This window comes from Flavobacterium hydrophilum (assembly GCF_003202405.1).
GTDB classification, from domain to species: domain Bacteria; phylum Bacteroidota; class Bacteroidia; order Flavobacteriales; family Flavobacteriaceae; genus Flavobacterium; species Flavobacterium hydrophilum.
Genome location: NZ_QJHL01000001.1, coordinates 1843248 through 1860375 on the forward strand (window position 1 = coordinate 1843248; position 17128 = coordinate 1860375).

General features: G+C 37.7%; 9 protein-coding genes. 1 reads left to right on the forward strand and 8 read right to left on the reverse strand.

The window, feature by feature from the left end; genetic code table 11:
- Nucleotides 1-52: 52 nt before the first annotated feature.
- Nucleotides 53-3043 (forward strand): glycoside hydrolase family 2 protein, encoded by a 2991-nt coding sequence (locus DMB68_RS07100; protein WP_110345912.1) that lies wholly within the window; start codon nucleotides 53-55, stop codon nucleotides 3041-3043.
- 177 nt (nucleotides 3044-3220) lie between these two features.
- On the opposite strand, the gene DMB68_RS07105 is transcribed toward DMB68_RS07100, so the two are convergent.
- The 8 genes from DMB68_RS07105 to DMB68_RS07140 all read right to left on the reverse strand — a co-directional run bounded on the left by DMB68_RS07105 (nucleotide 3221) and on the right by DMB68_RS07140 (nucleotide 16919).
- Nucleotides 3221-4990, reverse strand: coding sequence for a mechanosensitive ion channel family protein (locus DMB68_RS07105; RefSeq protein ID WP_110345913.1), 1770 nt, complete (start codon nucleotides 4988-4990; stop codon nucleotides 3221-3223).
- A 169-nt stretch (nucleotides 4991-5159) separates the two neighbouring features.
- Nucleotides 5160-6053: a carbohydrate kinase family protein gene (locus DMB68_RS07110; RefSeq protein ID WP_110345914.1), complete on the reverse strand. Its 894-nt coding sequence runs from the start codon at nucleotides 6051-6053 to the stop codon at nucleotides 5160-5162.
- 22 nt (nucleotides 6054-6075) lie between these two features.
- Nucleotides 6076-7632 carry a glycoside hydrolase family 32 protein gene (locus DMB68_RS07115; RefSeq protein ID WP_110345915.1) on the reverse strand — a complete coding sequence of 519 codons (1557 nt, stop codon included), beginning with the start codon at nucleotides 7630-7632 and terminating at the stop codon, nucleotides 6076-6078.
- Between the two features lie 18 nt (nucleotides 7633-7650).
- A complete protein-coding gene (locus DMB68_RS07120; RefSeq protein ID WP_110345916.1) occupies nucleotides 7651-9048 on the reverse strand; it encodes a DUF4960 domain-containing protein in 1398 nt (465 codons plus the stop codon).
- Between the two features lie 18 nt (nucleotides 9049-9066).
- Nucleotides 9067-10758 carry a RagB/SusD family nutrient uptake outer membrane protein gene (locus DMB68_RS07125; RefSeq protein ID WP_110345917.1) on the reverse strand — a complete coding sequence of 564 codons (1692 nt, stop codon included), beginning with the start codon at nucleotides 10756-10758 and terminating at the stop codon, nucleotides 9067-9069.
- Between the two features lie 102 nt (nucleotides 10759-10860).
- Nucleotides 10861-13965 carry a SusC/RagA family TonB-linked outer membrane protein gene (locus tag DMB68_RS07130; RefSeq protein ID WP_231131601.1) on the reverse strand — a complete coding sequence of 1035 codons (3105 nt, stop codon included), beginning with the start codon at nucleotides 13963-13965 and terminating at the stop codon, nucleotides 10861-10863.
- Nucleotides 13966-13990: 25 nt separating this feature from the next.
- Complete coding sequence (locus tag DMB68_RS07135; RefSeq protein ID WP_231131603.1) at nucleotides 13991-15589, reverse strand: glycoside hydrolase family 32 protein; 1599 nt, start codon at nucleotides 15587-15589, stop codon at nucleotides 13991-13993.
- Nucleotides 15561-16919: a sugar porter family MFS transporter gene (locus DMB68_RS07140; RefSeq protein ID WP_110345919.1), complete on the reverse strand. Its 1359-nt coding sequence runs from the start codon at nucleotides 16917-16919 to the stop codon at nucleotides 15561-15563. Before DMB68_RS07140 ends, DMB68_RS07135 begins: the two co-directional genes overlap by 29 nt.
- Nucleotides 16920-17128 lie beyond the last annotated feature (209 nt).

The window sequence follows — 17128 nt, forward strand, 5'->3', positions numbered from 1 at the left end:
ACAGGTTTTTAGCAGAAGCTTTGAAAGATTACTAACTTATTAAGAGTCTAAAATGAATAGAACGTTCTTTTACCCTGTTTTAACTGTATTGCTTCTGCTTGCAAACTTTGCATTTGCCCAAAAACAAAACCCCGACGGAATTAAATACAATTTCAACTATGACTGGAGGCTTTTTACAGGCGATGATGATCAGGCGAAAAATACAAGTTATAATGATAAAAACTGGACGAAAGTAAATCTTCCTTACGCCTGGAATCAATCAGAAGCATTTAAAGTAGATATTACACGATTACCTACAGGCATAGCTTGGTATCGAAAAACATTCCAGCTTCCGGCAAAATCTAAAAATCAAAAAGTCTTTATCGAATTTGAAGGTGTAAGACAAATGGGGGAAATTTATGTAAACGGAACGTTTGTTGGCAGACATGAAAATGGCGCTATGGCTTTTGGTTTTGATATTACTTCATTAATAAAGCCTTTCCCTCAGGAAAATGTAATTGCTGTTAAAACCGATAATGACTGGAAATACAAGGAGAAAGCGACAGACTCGGGATTTCAGTGGAACGATAAAAATTTCAATGCCAATTATGGTGGAATCCCTAAGAATGTTTATCTGCATATAAAATCAAATGTGTATCAAACCTTGCCCCTATTTTCTGGTTTAGGCACCTCCGGAACTTACGTTTATGCATCTGATTTTGATATTGCAAAAAAGAGAGCATTAATCAATGTTTCTTCACAAGTTAAAAATGAACAGACATCAGCTGTTAATGCACAACTAAAAATCAGTGTTGCTGATATGGACGGAAAAGTGGTTGCTACTTTTTTAGGTGAAACTGCTACTATAGAACCAAATGAAATAAAAGATCTAAAAGCTTCCAAAGCTTTGAACGATCTGAATTTCTGGAGCTGGGGATACGGTTATTTATACAATGTTAAAAGTGAATTGGTTGTAAACAATAAAGTTGTAGATCAAACCACGATTCGCACCGGATTCCGCAAAACCAAATTCGAAAAAGGAATGATCTGGTTAAACGATCGTGTTATTATGATGCACGGTTACGCACAGCGAACCAGTAACGAATGGCCATCATTGGGAATGTCAGTGCCAGCCTGGATGAGCGATTACAGCAACAGCCAGATGATAGAAAGCAATGGTAATCTGGTACGCTGGATGCATATTACGCCATGGAAACAGGATGTAGAATCCTGCGACAGAGTTGGTCTGATTCAGGCGATGCCAGCAGGAGACTCTGAAAAAGATGTTACAGGCAGAAGATGGGAACAACGTACGGAGTTAATGCGTGATGCCATTATTTACAACAGAAATAATCCGAGTATTTTGTTCTACGAATGCGGAAATGAAAGCATTTCTGAAGAACACATGGCAGAAATGAAGGCCATTAGAGATAAATACGACCCTAATGGAGGACGTGCAATAGGAAGCAGGGAAATGCTTGACAGCAAAACTGCTGAATATGGCGGAGAAATGCTGTACATCAACAAAAGTGCAAGACTTCCTTTTTGGGCTACAGAATACAGTCGTGACGAAGGTCTTCGCAAATATTGGGATGAGTTTACCCCCCCTTTTCATAAAGAAGGAACAGGTGGTACCAGTCATACCAATGTCAATGGATCGAAAGTAGCAGATGCTAGTTCCTATAATCACAATCAGGATGCTCATGCCATAGAAAACGTAACACGATGGTATGATTATTATCGTGAGCGCCCCGGGACTGGTACAAGAGTAAGCTCAGGCGGTGTTAATATTATTTTTTCAGACAGTAATACTCATTTCAGAGGGGCTGAAAATTACAGAAGAAGTGGTGAAGTTGATCCAATGAGACTTCCAAAAGATGGTTTTTATGCGCATAAAGTAATGTGGGATGGATGGGTAGATATCGAAAATCCTAGTGCTCATATTATCGGTCACTGGAATTACGACAGTTCTGTTACTAAAAAAATTTCTGTTGTATCCTCTGCTGATGCAGTTGAATTGTTTGTCAACAACAAAAGCTTAGGAAAAGGCATTCAGTCTTATCAGTTTTTATTCACCTTTGAAAATGTAAAGTTTGAACCGGGAACTATTCGTGCTGTTGGATATGACAAAACGGGCAAAAAAATCTGTGAAACAGAAATTAAAACTGCCGGAAAACCTGCTGCAGTCAAACTAACTGCAATTCAAAGACCGGGAGGAACATTAGCAGATGGCAGTGATGTCGCAATTGTTGAAGTTGAAGTGGTAGATGAAAAAGGAAACCGCTGTCCGACAGCTTTAAATATGATCAATTTTGATGTTCAGGGACAGGGAACATTTATTGGCGGAATCGCACAGGGACCGGATAATTACATCGGTTCGAAAAACATTCCGGTTGAATGCGGCGTTAACCGAATTATGGTAAGAGCCGGAGAGAAACAAGGAGAGATTAAAATAAATGCTTCTTCTGAGAATCTTAAAACGGGAACCCTGGTAATTAAAACCATTGCTGTAGATAATGCAAAACTCACGACAGTTATGCCGGATCATCAATTACCGTCTTATACTAAAAAAGGCCCGTCACCAGGTACACCTTCTTTTAAAAAGACAAGAACCCCGATTGCCATAATTGACGCTAAAACTGCTTCGAATCAGACTGATGCTGCTAAAAGTTATGATGATAATGAATTAACAGAATGGTCAAACAGTAAAGACGGAAATCCGGTAATTGAATTTGAATTAGAACGTGAAGCCCTAATCAGTCAGTCAGTAATAAAATTTGCAGGATGGAGAAGCAAAAAATATCCCATCCTAATTTATGTAGACAATAAGGAAGTATTCAATGGTACAACACCAACCAGTTTAGGATATGTAACTCTGGAATGCAAGCCAACAAAAGGTAAAAAAGTCAGAATTGAATTAGCTGGCGCCACTAAAGACAGTAACGAGATAAACCTTGTCGAAATTACAGGAAAAGTGGATCAGGCGGGATTAAAGTCAGGAGATAAAAAGAACGGCGAATTGACAATCGTGGAAGCAGAATTTTATGAGCCTCTTGACAAATAATTTCAGTTTTAAAATAAAAATATTCAAAAATAAAGTTTGTTTGGTTTAATTGGTTTGCTATCAGGTAATTCATACTTACCTGATAGTTTTTTTTACTTATTTAAACAAACAATTTGGTCATTTTTAATAATTTATTTAAAGTCAGATAATATTCAAAGTTCGAACCGACAAGTTCATTTACTCTTCCGGAACTTTGTAACTGCCTTCTCCCGGATACTGAATACTGTCTTTTAATTCTTCTACACGTTTAGGGTCAAATTTAGGAAGCTGAAGTTCGTTATTTTCCTTCCATTTTTTAACAGTTTTCGCTACCTCCTCAGTTTTCTCTTCTGACATTCTGTTATCTCGTGCCATATAAAGTGTTTGGGAAGGATATGCTAAAGATGTTCCGCTATTTTCTATAACATCCATCATTCGCAGTAAAATATCTTCCTGCACTTCCTGCGATATGTCAAAAGTAAAAGCTTCTATATAAGCTGTAATTTCCACTTTTAATGCATCGGTTGTAATACCCGTAAAACGTACCACAGGAGGTGAATTGAGTACGGCAGGATGAGCATACAATAAAGACCGAAGCTCTACCAGCAGGTAACGCATTTGATCAGGCGTGGTTTCCATTCTGAAATTGAATACAGGATTAAAGATAAAACGGTCGCGATGGGCAAAATTTTCTATTTTACTTGCAGAGAGTTGTCCGTTGGGAATGGTCACAATGCTTCGGGCAGACGTGCGCAGCGTAGTAGAACGCATCCCGATAGATTCTACGGTACCTTTGATGTCGTCAACTCTGCAATAATCCCCTACTCTTAATGGCTGGTCGGCGATAAGACTTACACTGCCTACAAAATTCTCTATTGTTTTTTGTGCTCCCAAAGCCAGTGCGATCCCCCCAATTCCCAACGCTGCAAGACCAGCTGTAACATCTACACCAATAATACCAAGGAGCGCAATTATACCGATACAAACGATTGCCGCTTTTGTGGTACGACTTAAAAATAATACGGCAGATACAGCGGATATACGTCCTCTTCTCGTCATCCTGCTGCGTGTAAACATACTGATAAAGTCCGTTATCCTCCAAAGCAGTATAAGAAAAGCTGTAATTCCGATGGTAATCAGGATAATACTAAATCGTTGTCGAACTACTATAGAAATTCCCATACGCTGGGTGAAGGCTATAAATAAAATTACGGTAAGATACATTTGCACAGGTAATGAAAAAGCTTCTATAATTGCTGTCCCTTTATCAGTAGCCGATTTTTTCCATACTTTTTGTATCATAAAAACAAACAGATAAATCAGCATTCTGGAAAGCAGGTAAGAAGCCACAGTCATAATAACCACTACGACCCAATGTCCTATGGGCACATTTCCAAATTTTCGTTCTATTAATGCAGGAGGCAGTATCCTGTCCAGAAAAGTTTTCTCTACCCTGATATCAGCAGAAACTATCGATTCTACTGTAGCTGCAGAGAAAAGCCATACAGCAGGCTGGCTATCGTCGGACTGGTTTTCTACATACAGAGGCAATACTGTTTTTCCGGCCGCTATATTTCCGACAAGGTCCTCTCCTGCTGCCAGATCATCATCAGTACGTCCTGTTTCCTTATTACTAATAATCGAAGAAGGTGATAAATTACCGCCCTGATCCAGCAACTGTTGGAAAGTTTTCGCAATACGTATTCTTTCAGCGGTTCTGCGGTATGAGCGTTTGCTAAGTACAAAATATTGGCTGGCACGAAGATAATTCTGCTCTCCTATAGCTCTTATAAAACCATTCACTGTTCCCTGTGGTGTTCTTCTTCCAAGGGAATCCTCCGGAGTTTTTGCCGGCTCTTCCGTTACAGTTTTATTCGAACCCAATAGCTGGGCTGCAGCTGTGTTCGGCTTTATTAGTAATATCAGTAACAAGAGTAATGACAGTAAACGCTTAATATCTAAAATCATAGTTTTACAGGTTTCAATTTATTGAACTACTAAATTTAATAAATATAGCAGACAAAAGAAACCTTTTCATAATAGAAGTACTAAATATAACCCTGCCAATCTGATTTCAAACAAACAAGGCCTAATATTAAAAGAATATTAGGCCTTGTCTTAAAAGATGTTTTTTTACTTACATCATCAAACTTTCAATTCTGGAATATGAAATTTCAGGATTTGCACCCGGAGCTTCAGCTACTAATGCTCCTACCGCACAGGAAAAATCTATAGCATTTTGCGGATCTTTACCGGAAAGCAACGAGGTAATTAAGGCTGCCAAAAACGAATCTCCTGCGCCTACTGTATCAGCTACCTCAACAGGGTAACCTTTGTTTTCATATAGCTGGCCTTCCCACATTAATAATGCACCATGTTTTCCTCTTGTTACGCACATAGCTGTGACTTTATTTTTTTCTGCTATGAAGTTCATATTGTCTTCAAGAGTTGTAAACGGTGAATCCATACTTGCAGTAATTTCTAACAATTCTTCATCATTAAACTTAATAAAATCAGCCGAATGCATTAATTTTTCCAGAATTTCATAGGAATAATGGGGTTTTCTTAAATTCACATCAAAAACCTTATAGACTTTAGCCTGTAACAATTCTTCGAGAGATTGTCGGGATATTTTGTCTCTGCAAACCAGACTTCCATAAATTAAGACATCTGAATCAGCTACTATTTTTTTAGCTAAATCATTCAGTAGAATTTTGTCCCATGCGGCTGGGTAGCTTATTTCGTAACTGGCAGATCCACGTTCGTTTAGTGTTACATTTACCACTCCGGTAGCAAAATCTTCTGTTTCCATAATGGCATTGGTATCCAGACCTAAACTTTTCACCTGATCTAAAATTGCTTTTCCGTCTTCATCATGGCCTACGCAGCTGATCATGGCCACTTCACAGCCAAACGTTTTCATTCGTAAGGCTACATTTAATGGTGCACCGCCAATCTTTTTCTCATTTGCAAAAACATCCCACAGGACTTCTCCGTACGCCACCGCCTTAAGGTTTTTTCTGTTATTCATTCTAAAATTATTTTAATTAATGTTATTCGGGTTGTGTTACCTGAAGATTTGTAATTATTGCATTCTGTCCTTCAGATACTAATCCCCATTTATTTTTGTCACGTCCGTAAATACGATTGGTCAGCGCTGCTTTTCCGTTGATATAAAGTACAACAACACTTCCTTCTGCGATTATTTCAACATCATATTTAACACCGGTTTGAAATGGATACGATATTCTTGTCACTTCCTGAGAAGCCGAATTAAATCCTTTAATTTTTCCCTGAGCAATGTCAAAAACTATTTTGTAATAAACTCCGGTATCATTGGTATGAAAAGCAAATCCTGCCGTACCGGAATTATTTGCCAAAGTAACTTCTGCTTTTATTCTGGCTTTTTTTCCTATCGGTTTAAAAGTCACCATTGCTTTTTCTGCAGTGCCCTGTAAAGCATAACTTTCATTGTTCACTGTCGTATTTCCTAAAGTTACCTCAACCTCAGCAGTAATGCTTTTCTTAGAAAACAAATCTATGACAGCTTTTGGCGACTGTGTCCCTAAAGTTCCATCTGTATTCTGAATCAGTTCATGAATAACCATATTTCCTGCCCAATCTTTATTACCAAGATCGTTTTCAGGAGTTTTTCTGGCATTCCATCCAAAAACATATCTTTTGTTTCCATCAGAAGCTGTTTTTCCTGCATAAAAATATTCTCCATCAATCATATCGTTTTGTGGCGTTGTCCAGGGACCATTAAGAGATGTTGCCATTTTATAATGTGTTCCTGTATTGCCACTCCAGTTTTCAGAAAACATCAAATACCAGTAATTTCCCATTTTAAATATGTCGGCACACTCCATCATTAAATAATTCTCCTGAGGAGTTGTGGTATAAAGCGGCGTTTGAACATCCCATTTTCCCGAAGCCGGATCAGCACTTGTAAAATGCAGTAAAACCGCTTTTCTTCCGGGATCAGTCTGTGTACTAACGAGCATTGAATACTTTTTCAGATCTTCATTATAAAATACATGCGGATCTCTGAAATCATAATTATAATAACCTGCAGGCGCTGTAATTTTAAACGAAGAAATTTTGGTCCAGTTTTTCAAATCCGGGCTTGTAGCGCACAATACACTTTCTCTTGCGTTAGACTGCAAAAATGCCGGTAAACCATTGTGTCCGGTATAATAAAAGTAGTAAAGATTCCCCACTTTTACAACTGATCCTGTACCAACAGCAAAATCGGAATCAGTAGTTTGTCCATACGGAATCGTTTGGCCTTCGTATGTAAAATGTGCTAAATCGGTACTTAAAAATTCATGAATATCGTGAAATCCTTTTCCGGCCGGTTTATTTTGTGCATCATGCAGAAAATAAATATGGAACTTGCCATTATCAAAAAACGGCATTATATCACCAGTATAACCAGCACTGTAATACGGATCGTTTGCTCCCATCCATTGTGCAGGCGGCATAGGAAACACACTGGTTATCTCAGAATTACCTCCTGAAATAGAACCACCAATATATGTCTCGTCAGAACTGCATGAAACAAGTGACAAGAAAATGGCGGCTATCGTTATTATATTTTTATATTTCATTTTTGTTGCGTTCTTAGGTTATTTTTTAGCCAGATAATTGATACTGTTTTGAGTCAAAAACTTGATATTATTGATAAATTCATTTGCCTGACTCGGAACACCACTGCTGTTGGTTTCATTATACCAATCGTAAGCTCCCATTGAAATTACAATTACATTTTTATTAGCAGATGAGTTAGGAAACTCTGCAATTGTCACTCTTCCGTCAAGGTTATTGTCCCAGGCTTCACTGGCTAAATTGGTTCCACCGCTTTGGTTTCTCCAGCCTTCACCATTTCCATAACCGCCCCATTCCGGTAAGAACCACCATGCGGTATGATTCTGTCTAAAAGTTCCGCTTTGCAGTAAATTGGCTTTTCCGGCTTCAAAAGTGACCAATCCTTCAAAAACTGGATGGTTCTCGTGTCCAACAAATGACATTCCCCATGAATTGTTGTCTACAAATCCGTTTGGAGCAAAATCTCCAAAAACGTTATTCGGGCCTTTTCCTGATGGTACAATTCCTAATGCATCAACATATTGTGAAGCAAAAGACGTCAAAAGTAAATTGCCTCCGTTAGATCTAAAATTCTTTAAAGCTGTAGTAACTGCAGGCTTGTAGGCAATTGCCGGTAAATTAGCGGCCGAATCAAAATGCCACCAAATCACATCAACATCGCTTAAATCAGCACCGTTTTCAATACTGCCAAAGGAAATATATTTTGCTCCGTTAAAAGTTGAAAAGAACCAATTGGCTGCAGTTATTTCATCCATATTCGTTAACTCCCCTCTTGTTGCTGCTGTCCCTAAAAAAGCTACAACTAAACCTGTTACAGGAACACCTACATTCGCAGTATAATTTACACTTTTTCCGTTTGAAGTTATTGTAAAAGTTACAGCATTTGTAAAATCTATAGTCGCTCCGGAAGTTGGCGAAATACTAACTCCTTCGGTCAATTCAATAACCGGTTTCAAAGCCGTTAAATCAGTATTTTCAGGTAGTGTCATTGTAATGGTTTTACTCACATCATTGATGGTTGCAGCAACGCCATTAATTTTAAAACTTTTAACAGGACTCAATACCACAGTTGTCACGGTATAATCTTTATATAGATTTCCGTTTGTGACCCTGAATTTTACAGGATTTGTAAAATTAATTGCTGTTGTTAAATCCGCTTTAGAACTTGCTCCTTCTTCAAAAACAACTTCTGGTTTAACTGCAGTGATATCTGATCCGTAAGGCATCGTAACCTTAATATTTCCTGTTTTCTGATCAATTTCTCCTGCAACACCGTTTATTTTAAAAGAAGTTACATTTGAAGGGGAATCGACATCAAAACCTCCGCTTTCAAAACCATTTTCACAAGCTGTAATTATAAAAAGTATTGCTAACAGCAGAGATACTTTTCCCCAATATTTATTTATATGTTTTTTCATATTGCTATCTTAAATAAATTAATAACCCGGATTTTGTTTGTATAATCCCTGACTGAAATTAATTTGCTTCAGCGGAATTGGGCAATACTCTTCTTTATTGGCATCAAAAAAGGCATCCTGATAGTAATTACGTTTTGTTTTTTCTTTCGTATAAAATGCATTCATTACTTCATCTGTCACTCCCCATCTTACCAAATCAAAGAAACGGCTTCCTTCCATAGCCAATTCTAAACGGCGTTCCCAGCGCAAGGCTTTACGGGCAAAATCCTGAGTCCAGTTGCAATTGCTCCCGTCAACATATTTTTCGATTTTGAAGTTGTTTACATACGGAAGTCTTCCGGTACTTTGAGCAGCTCTTTCCCTGATTTGATTAATAAGCGGCAAAGCTTCTGTATGTCTTCCCAGTTCAATTAAAGCTTCTGCGCGCATCAGGATTACATCCGCATAACGAATTTGTATTCTGTTTTTTGAATTTCCATAAAACGGATCAATATTCACTACACAACTGCAGTTTGGGGCAACATTTTCTTTTAATGAGGCAAAATAACCGTATGTTCCCGGAGATCTCACCCATGCTTCAACATATAAAAACTCAGGATCATATTTGTATGGCAGTCCCGGCATGGCAACGGTATGGTACAAGCGGGGATCTACGGTTGTAGCATTGATGTTTTTATAATCAAAATCCTGATCATTATAGGTGTCAAATTCAGGTAAACCATTAGTCCCTGTTTTAAAAGCATTCACTAAGTTTTGACTTGGTTTATGAAAATCACAGCATCCTAAACCTTGTGGTGTAGACAGCACATCTGAAAAATTCAGTCTGCCGTATAAAGTTCCGTCATTATCTGAAAACTGAATCGAGAAGATGGATTCTGTTCCGTTTTCAAAAGATCCCGGTAAAAAGTTATTCGCAAAATCAGGTTCTAAATTTGCTTTTCCGATCACTTTATCTGTCGCAGTAATTACTTCCTGCAAGTGCTGTTGGTTGATTCCGGTAACGTTGAATTTATCATCCTGCGTGTATGCCTGATACAAACGTGTTTTGGCTAAATAAGCATAGGCGGCTTTTTGGGTGGCACGTCCTACCTGTGGCTGTGTTTCCGGTAAAACATCGGCTGCAGCCTGAAAATCTTCTGCAATTTTGTTCCAAAGTTCTTCGTTGGAAAAAACCTTATTCGAAATTGTTTTATATTGTTCTACAGGAACATCCTCTGTGATATAAGGAACATCCCTAAACATAATTTTTAGCATAAAGTAGAAATGGCCTCTTAAAAAACGCATTTCGGCTATTCGTGTTTTTTTCAGCGGATAATCGGCTTCCGAAATTTGTTCTAAAGCTTTCAAAGCTTTATTGGCTCTGGAAACGCCTACGTAGCTGATGTACCAAAAACTATCTAATTCTCCAAAATCAGGTCGGATATTATTAGACACTTCAAAAAAGTGAAAATCCTGAATATCATTTGTTCCGCTTCCGCCTTTATAAGCATCATCAGAACGTACGTTCCCAAATGGCCACAAGCTGTACGGAGAGTCGTAATGATCGTTGCCTAATTGGGCATAAGCTGCATTCATAAATCCTTCTATTGATTGCGGTGTCACAATATCATCTTCTGACAATACGCCACGAGGATCATTTTCAAGAAAATCCGAACAGGAAGCAAAAATCCCCATCACTAAAAATCCTGCTATATATAGTATCTTTTTCATATGTAAATAATATTTGTCTTTCATTGGAATATGGAATCGCCATTCTTCATTACTTTTTATGATTTTGATTCATGGCGATTTCATGTTTTTCGATTAAATCTTTTATAAAGTAAAATTTAGACCTGCCGTAAATGTCGTTGGCTGAGGGTATCCAAATCCAGCATTTTCAGGATCGATACCTGTGAAATTTTTGGCATCAATAATCAATAAATTCTGTCCGCTGATATACAGGCGGAAACTGTCAAAATTTATTTTTTTCAGGAACTCTTTTGGCAGACTGTAGCCCAACTGCAAAACCCTAAGTTTCAAGTAACTTCCGTTTTCTACATAATAGGTTGAAAATCTTGACTCTGCATTTCTATCGACAGTAGTTAAAGCCGGAATAGTAGAATTTGGATTGTCTAAAGACCAGGCATTCAGCAAGCGTGTTCCTTTGTTTGACCCAACATCATCCACACTCCAGAAATCTGTCTGATATTTGGTATTGTTAATCACATCGACATCTGAAGCTCCTTCCCAAAAAGTGGTAAAATCAAAGTTTTTGTAAGCCAGATTCAGGTTGATTCCGTACAATAATCCCGGATTTGGATTTCCAATCCACGTACGATCTTTATCTGTAATAGTTCCGTCGCCGTTTAAATCCTGATAGCGAATTCTTCCAAGGCCTTTTCCTTCCTGAATGGCCGAGTTATCTACTTCATCCTGACTTCTGAACAATCCATCAGCCACATATCCATACATTGAATTGATCGGGCGACCTAAAATATTATCCTCTAATCCGTCTCCTCCGTAATTATTTTTCACTTCATCAGGCAATTCGGTAATCTTATTTTTATTGGCTGAAATATTTCCTGAAATTTCATATTTCAATCCAAATGAAGTTTCATCACTGTAACCCAGCGTAAATTCCCAACCCTCATTTTCCATCGATGCTCCGTTTACCCAACGGTTTCCTCCTTCTCCAATCACTCCCAGGTAAGGTGGCAATACCAAAATGTCTTCTGTTTTTTTGATATAATAATCAATTGAACCGCTTAGTTTTTGTTTGAATAAACCAAAGTCTAAACCAATGTTGGTCTGCGTGGTTGTTTCCCATTTTAAATCGTCATTGCCTGACTGTGTAGCAATAAATCCGGAAGGAAGCAATCCGTTTCCGTTTCCTGCAATATCATAGGCTGTCCCAAAAGACGTTGCCCACGTAGGGCTTCCGCCTGCATAACTGGCCAGATAAAGACTGTAAACTGCCGTATTACTGATTTCCTGGTTTCCTGTTTGTCCCCATCCTGCCCTTAGTTTTAAATCTGAAAATACCGGAGCATTGTTTTTAATGAAATTTTCGTTGCTGATTCTCCATCCTGCAGAAACAGCTGGAAAGGTTCCGAATTGGTTGTTTTTTCCGAAACGTGAAGATCCGTCACGACGAATTGTAGCCGAAAGTAAATATCTGTTACCAAACTCATAATCTGCTTTTCCGAAATAAGAGAGAAGCGAATAAACTGTTGAAGTCCCACTCGTAAAAGATTCACCCGTTCCTGCATCCGGATACATATAATCCGGTGTTTCGATCAAAAAGTCATTTTTACGCAGGGTATTGGTATCAAAAACATCTTTATACATCTCTGTTCCTCCCATTAGGGTTAAATTGCTTTTTCCTAAATTCAGGTTGTAAATAGCAGTATTAGTCCAGGTCCATTTATCACTTTGTGACTGATCGATGGTTACCGAATTCTGGTCATTTTCAAGATAACCTGATTTATAACTTCTCTGTAAAGTGCGTTTTTTGTAAAATCCGTAGTCCATACCAAAACTTGTTTTGATGTGCAGATTTTTGATGATTTCTAAATCAGCATATACATTTCCGAAAAGACGCAGATAATCGTAATTATTATCTTTATTGTATTCTAAAAGACGTGCCGGATTTTGTCTGTCATTCATTCCTCCTACAGGTCCTCCCCATCCAATTCCGTCTACTGTACGAACCGGAATTATTGGCAATGCACGAAGTGCGGGATCCAGAACACCAGGATCTGTAACCTCTTTGGTACGATTGAGACTGAAATTTTCACCAATGACCAATTTGCCATCAAAATATTTATACGAACTATTCATTCTGGCTGAAATTCTTTCGAAATCAGTTGTTTTTACAACACCTTCATTTCCATAATAACCCAATGAAAAAACGTAATTTCCTTTGTCTGACGCATTCGACACCGACAGGTCATACGAATTGGCTACTCCGGTTTGCGAAATGGCATCGTACCAGTCTGTATTTGAAGCTTTCAGAGTCTGATCAGCGTCTAGATATTCGGGAACTAAAACCCTGTTTAATTGAGGTTTATTATTATTTACTGACCAGTCAAATTGGTAACGCAGGTTATTATTGTTTGGATTTAATCCGTCGTTAATATTGGCCTGCCATAAAGCCTGACCAAACTGATTGGCATTCATCACATCTAATTTTCTTGAGTAGTCAGAAATAGAAGCATAGGTGCTGAAGTTAATTCGCATTTTGCCTGCTTTTCCTTTTTTGGTTGTAATAATGATCACTCCGTTTGAGGCTCTTGATCCATAAATACTGGCAGAGGATGCATCTTTTAAAACCTGAATCGTTTCGATGTCATTCGGATTCAATTCATGCATTCCTGATTTCGTAGGCATTCCGTCAATAACATAAAGAGGGTCTGTATTGTTTAAAGTTCCGACACCACGAATTACGACTTTCGTATTTCCTCCGCTCGGAGAACCGTCAGATGAAACCTTTACCCCTGCGATTCTTCCCTGCAATGCTTTAATTGGGTTAGGTTCCGGCTGTTTCATGACTTCTTTCATGTTTACAACTGCAACGGCACCGGTAATGTCGGTTTTCTTTTGTTTGGAATATCCTGTTACAACCACCTCGTTCAGCTGATTGTTATCCACTCTTAAAGTGATATTGAGCGTTTTTTGTCCTTTTACGGAAACCGACTCAGGTGCATAACCGATAAAAGAAACAATAATTGTCGCATCAGGCGCTATGTTTTGGAAAGTAAAATTTCCGTCAAAATCTGTTGTTGTGCTCGTGTTTGTACCTGAAATAAGTACACCTGCTCCCGGAAGCGGCATTCCGTCACTGGACGAAAAAACCGTTCCTTTAATTCCGCCTTCCTGTGCTGTCATCAGCAGCACCGGGAAGAAGAAAAATAGAAAATAAATCATTTTACTTTTCATAGTTTGTGGTTTGGTTTAAGTTAGTTTAGTTAATATTTAATTGGTTTAATACGATATTGCTCATCTCAATTCCTTCATTTGAAGAAACTGAAAGAGAAGTAAATGGCTGATTAGAAAAAAAGATTTCTGTCAATACTCTTTCGCCATTGTTATAAAATATTTCAATAGATGTTTTGTCTAGGATGATTTTAAAAGCACCTTCTTTTTGGCTTCCTTCCAAGGCTGCTTTGCTAATCTTTGAAGCAAATTTTTCTGAAAAATCAGTTTTTCCGGATTTAGAACGATCCAAAAACAAATGATTTTCTGTATTGTTAATACCAAAAGTCAAAGATTCTCCTGATGGATTTGAAAGTATAAAAGTGTACGTGTCCTCTTTTAAGTTCTTCACATTAAAACTGATAATTGCCTTAGTTAAATCTACTTTTTCTGCTTCCGGAATCGAAAGTTTTCCTTTTCCTTTAAGGTTTTTTCCTTTAATAGTTTTAGAAACATATTTATTTATTTCCTTTACTGGATTACTGATGAGATTATAATCATTTCCTTTTTTAACTAGCTCTATTTCACGTGCAATTGTCGTCGCGCTTCTCCATGTATTAGTTGGTACATCTTGCGCATAATCCCAATTGGACATCCATCCAATAAATAATCTTCGCCCGTCTGCGCTCGGAACATTATTCCAGGTTACGCCTGCATAGTTATCTTTTCCGTAATCAATCCAAACGGCTTTTTCTTTTTCTACTTTTTGAGCAAAATTATTGTCCTGTGTAAAGGTTTTTCCATCAAAATCCCCAATAAAATATTGCGTTCCGGAACCACCGTTTGCTCCACCCGGATTTAAACTCTGAATTAAAACCCATTTGGTTTCGTTAGTTCCTTTTACTTTTATTTCAAAGAAATCCGGACATTCCCAAACACCTCCGTGAGCACCGATATTTTTTCCAAAATCCGATAAATATTCCCAGTTTTTAAGATCTTTCGATTTGTAAAATTGGGATCGATCCTGAGCTGCCAAAACCATTATCCATTGTTTATGCGTTTCATCCCAGGTCATTTTTGGATCACGGAAATCACGAATTCCAGGGTTTTTGATGACAGGATTTCCTTCCTCAAATTTCTGCCATGTAAAACCGTTGTCATTCGAATACGCAATATCCTGCTGTTCTACATCAATCTTGTTTTCTTTTTCCTTTGTCATATCATGCAACGTATAAATCGCCACAATTGGAGCTGTTTTTCCTGTACCCAATCCCGAAGTATTGTTCACGTCGACAGCAGCACTTCCTGAAAAAATATATTTGTCACGGTCTGGATAAATAGCAATAGGCTGTTCTTCCCATTTAATTAAATCTTTGCTTATCGCATGTCCCCAATGCATTGGCCCCCATTTATTTCCATCAGGATAATACTGATAGAATAAATGATAATTTCCGTTAGCATAGAACATTCCATTCGGGTCATTCATCCAACCTTTTTTTGGTGTAAAATGAAAATTAGGACGGTACATTTTTTCTTCAGCTGTATTTACAACCGAAGTCTGAGTATTTTGTGCAGCAGCTGAAAATGGTTTACAGCCCGATATTGAAAATAGAACAGCACTACAGAATGCCAGCGGTAGATGTTTCATTGATTTCATGGTTTTTGATATTTTTTTTAGTTAGATTTTCACTTAATGCTTCTAAAGAAATTCCTTTGGTTTCCGGCATCATAAAAATGACAAACAGTAATTGCAGCACCATCATAAGTGTAAAAATTAAGAATACAACTTCAGGTCCGATTTCTGAAAATAACATCGGAATTAAAGACGGAATTATCGCTGCCAAAACCCAATGCACTGAACTTCCAAAAGCCTGACCCGAGGCACGAATGTGATTTGGAAAAATCTCTGAGATGAAAACCCAGATAACCGCTCCCTGACCAATGGCGTGCGACGCAATAAATAAGAAAAGGAAAATAGGTACTGATAATCCTCCCCAATTGAAATAAAACGAAGCAGAGACCAATCCTAAGGAAATAATATATCCAACAGAACCAATGTACATTAACAACTTTCTTCCTAATTTGTCGATTAATGCTACACCGATTAAAGTAAATATAAGATTAGTAATTCCGATTCCGATACTGCTTAATAAAGCTGTATTTTGTCCTAAACCTGCTTCTTCAAAAATTCTTGGTGCATAATATAAAAAAGCATTTATTCCCGAAAACTGATTGAAAAATGCAATTAAAAAAGCCAGCATTAATGGGAAACGGTATTTTTTCATGAAAATATTTTCATGTCGGGTAACGCCGTTTTCCCTGGAATCGTCCATAATATCGGTGAGGTTGGCAGTCGGATCAATTTGAAACAGCACTTTACGGGCTTCTTCATCACGATTTTTTGATAGTAACCATCTTGGACTTTCCGGAATTGTCAGTATAAAGAGAATATAGATAAGTGATGGAAAAGCCTGAACCCCTACCATCCAACGCCAGGCATTTTCTCCAATATCTTTTAAAAAGTAATTTGAAATAAAGGCAATTAAAATTCCCAATACAATATTAAACTGGTACAAAGCTACTAAACGACCTCTTTTATCAGCAGGGGCAATTTCAGATACATAAGCCGGGGCAGCAATAGTAGAAGCGCCAACCCCTAAACCACCTAAAAATCTGAAAGCTGCAAAAACAAAAGGATTGTTTGCGTACGCAGCACCAACTGCAGAAATGAAGTATAAAATTCCAATCCAGAATAACGTCTTTTTACGACCTAATTTATTGGTTGGGATTCCTCCAAAAATAGCACCAACTACAGTTCCCCAAAGTGCCATTGCCATCACAACAGATCCATGAAAAGCATCAGATGAATGCCAGAGAAGCTGCAATTGTTTATCAGCTCCAGAAATAACTACGGTATCAAAACCGAATAGAAAACCTGCCAGTGCAGCAGTAACAGACCAAATCAATATCTTATTCATTGTACATGTATTAAAAACTTATCGCTAAGATATCTGCAATAAAATCAACTTATTTTTAATGATGTTACAATTTAATTATATAAATATTGATAGTTTGACAATTAACCCGTAAAGCTTTTATTTACAGTACTTTGACTAATTTTTATTTTATTTACGAAAACCGTGTAGTTTCGATTTTGTTACATTAGGTTTAAAATTGATACCTGATT

Bases quoted from the DNA above. Each gene is read 5' to 3' on its own strand.
- DMB68_RS07100 (WP_110345912.1), top strand. From the start codon at position 53: ATGAATAGAACGTTCTTTTACCCTGTTTTAACTGTATTGCTTCTGCTT.
- DMB68_RS07130 (WP_231131601.1), bottom strand. From the start codon at position 13,965: ATGAAAAGTAAAATGATTTATTTTCTATTTTTCTTCTTCCCGGTGCTG.
- DMB68_RS07135 (WP_231131603.1), bottom strand. From the start codon at position 15,589: ATGAAACATCTACCGCTGGCATTCTGTAGTGCTGTTCTATTTTCAATA.
- DMB68_RS07120 (WP_110345916.1), bottom strand. From the start codon at position 9,048: ATGAAAAAACATATAAATAAATATTGGGGAAAAGTATCTCTGCTGTTA.
- DMB68_RS07125 (WP_110345917.1), bottom strand. From the start codon at position 10,758: ATGAAAAAGATACTATATATAGCAGGATTTTTAGTGATGGGGATTTTT.
- DMB68_RS07140 (WP_110345919.1), bottom strand. From the start codon at position 16,919: ATGAATAAGATATTGATTTGGTCTGTTACTGCTGCACTGGCAGGTTTT.
- DMB68_RS07110 (WP_110345914.1), bottom strand. From the start codon at position 6,053: ATGAATAACAGAAAAAACCTTAAGGCGGTGGCGTACGGAGAAGTCCTG.
- DMB68_RS07105 (WP_110345913.1), bottom strand. From the start codon at position 4,990: ATGATTTTAGATATTAAGCGTTTACTGTCATTACTCTTGTTACTGATA.
- DMB68_RS07115 (WP_110345915.1), bottom strand. From the start codon at position 7,632: ATGAAATATAAAAATATAATAACGATAGCCGCCATTTTCTTGTCACTT.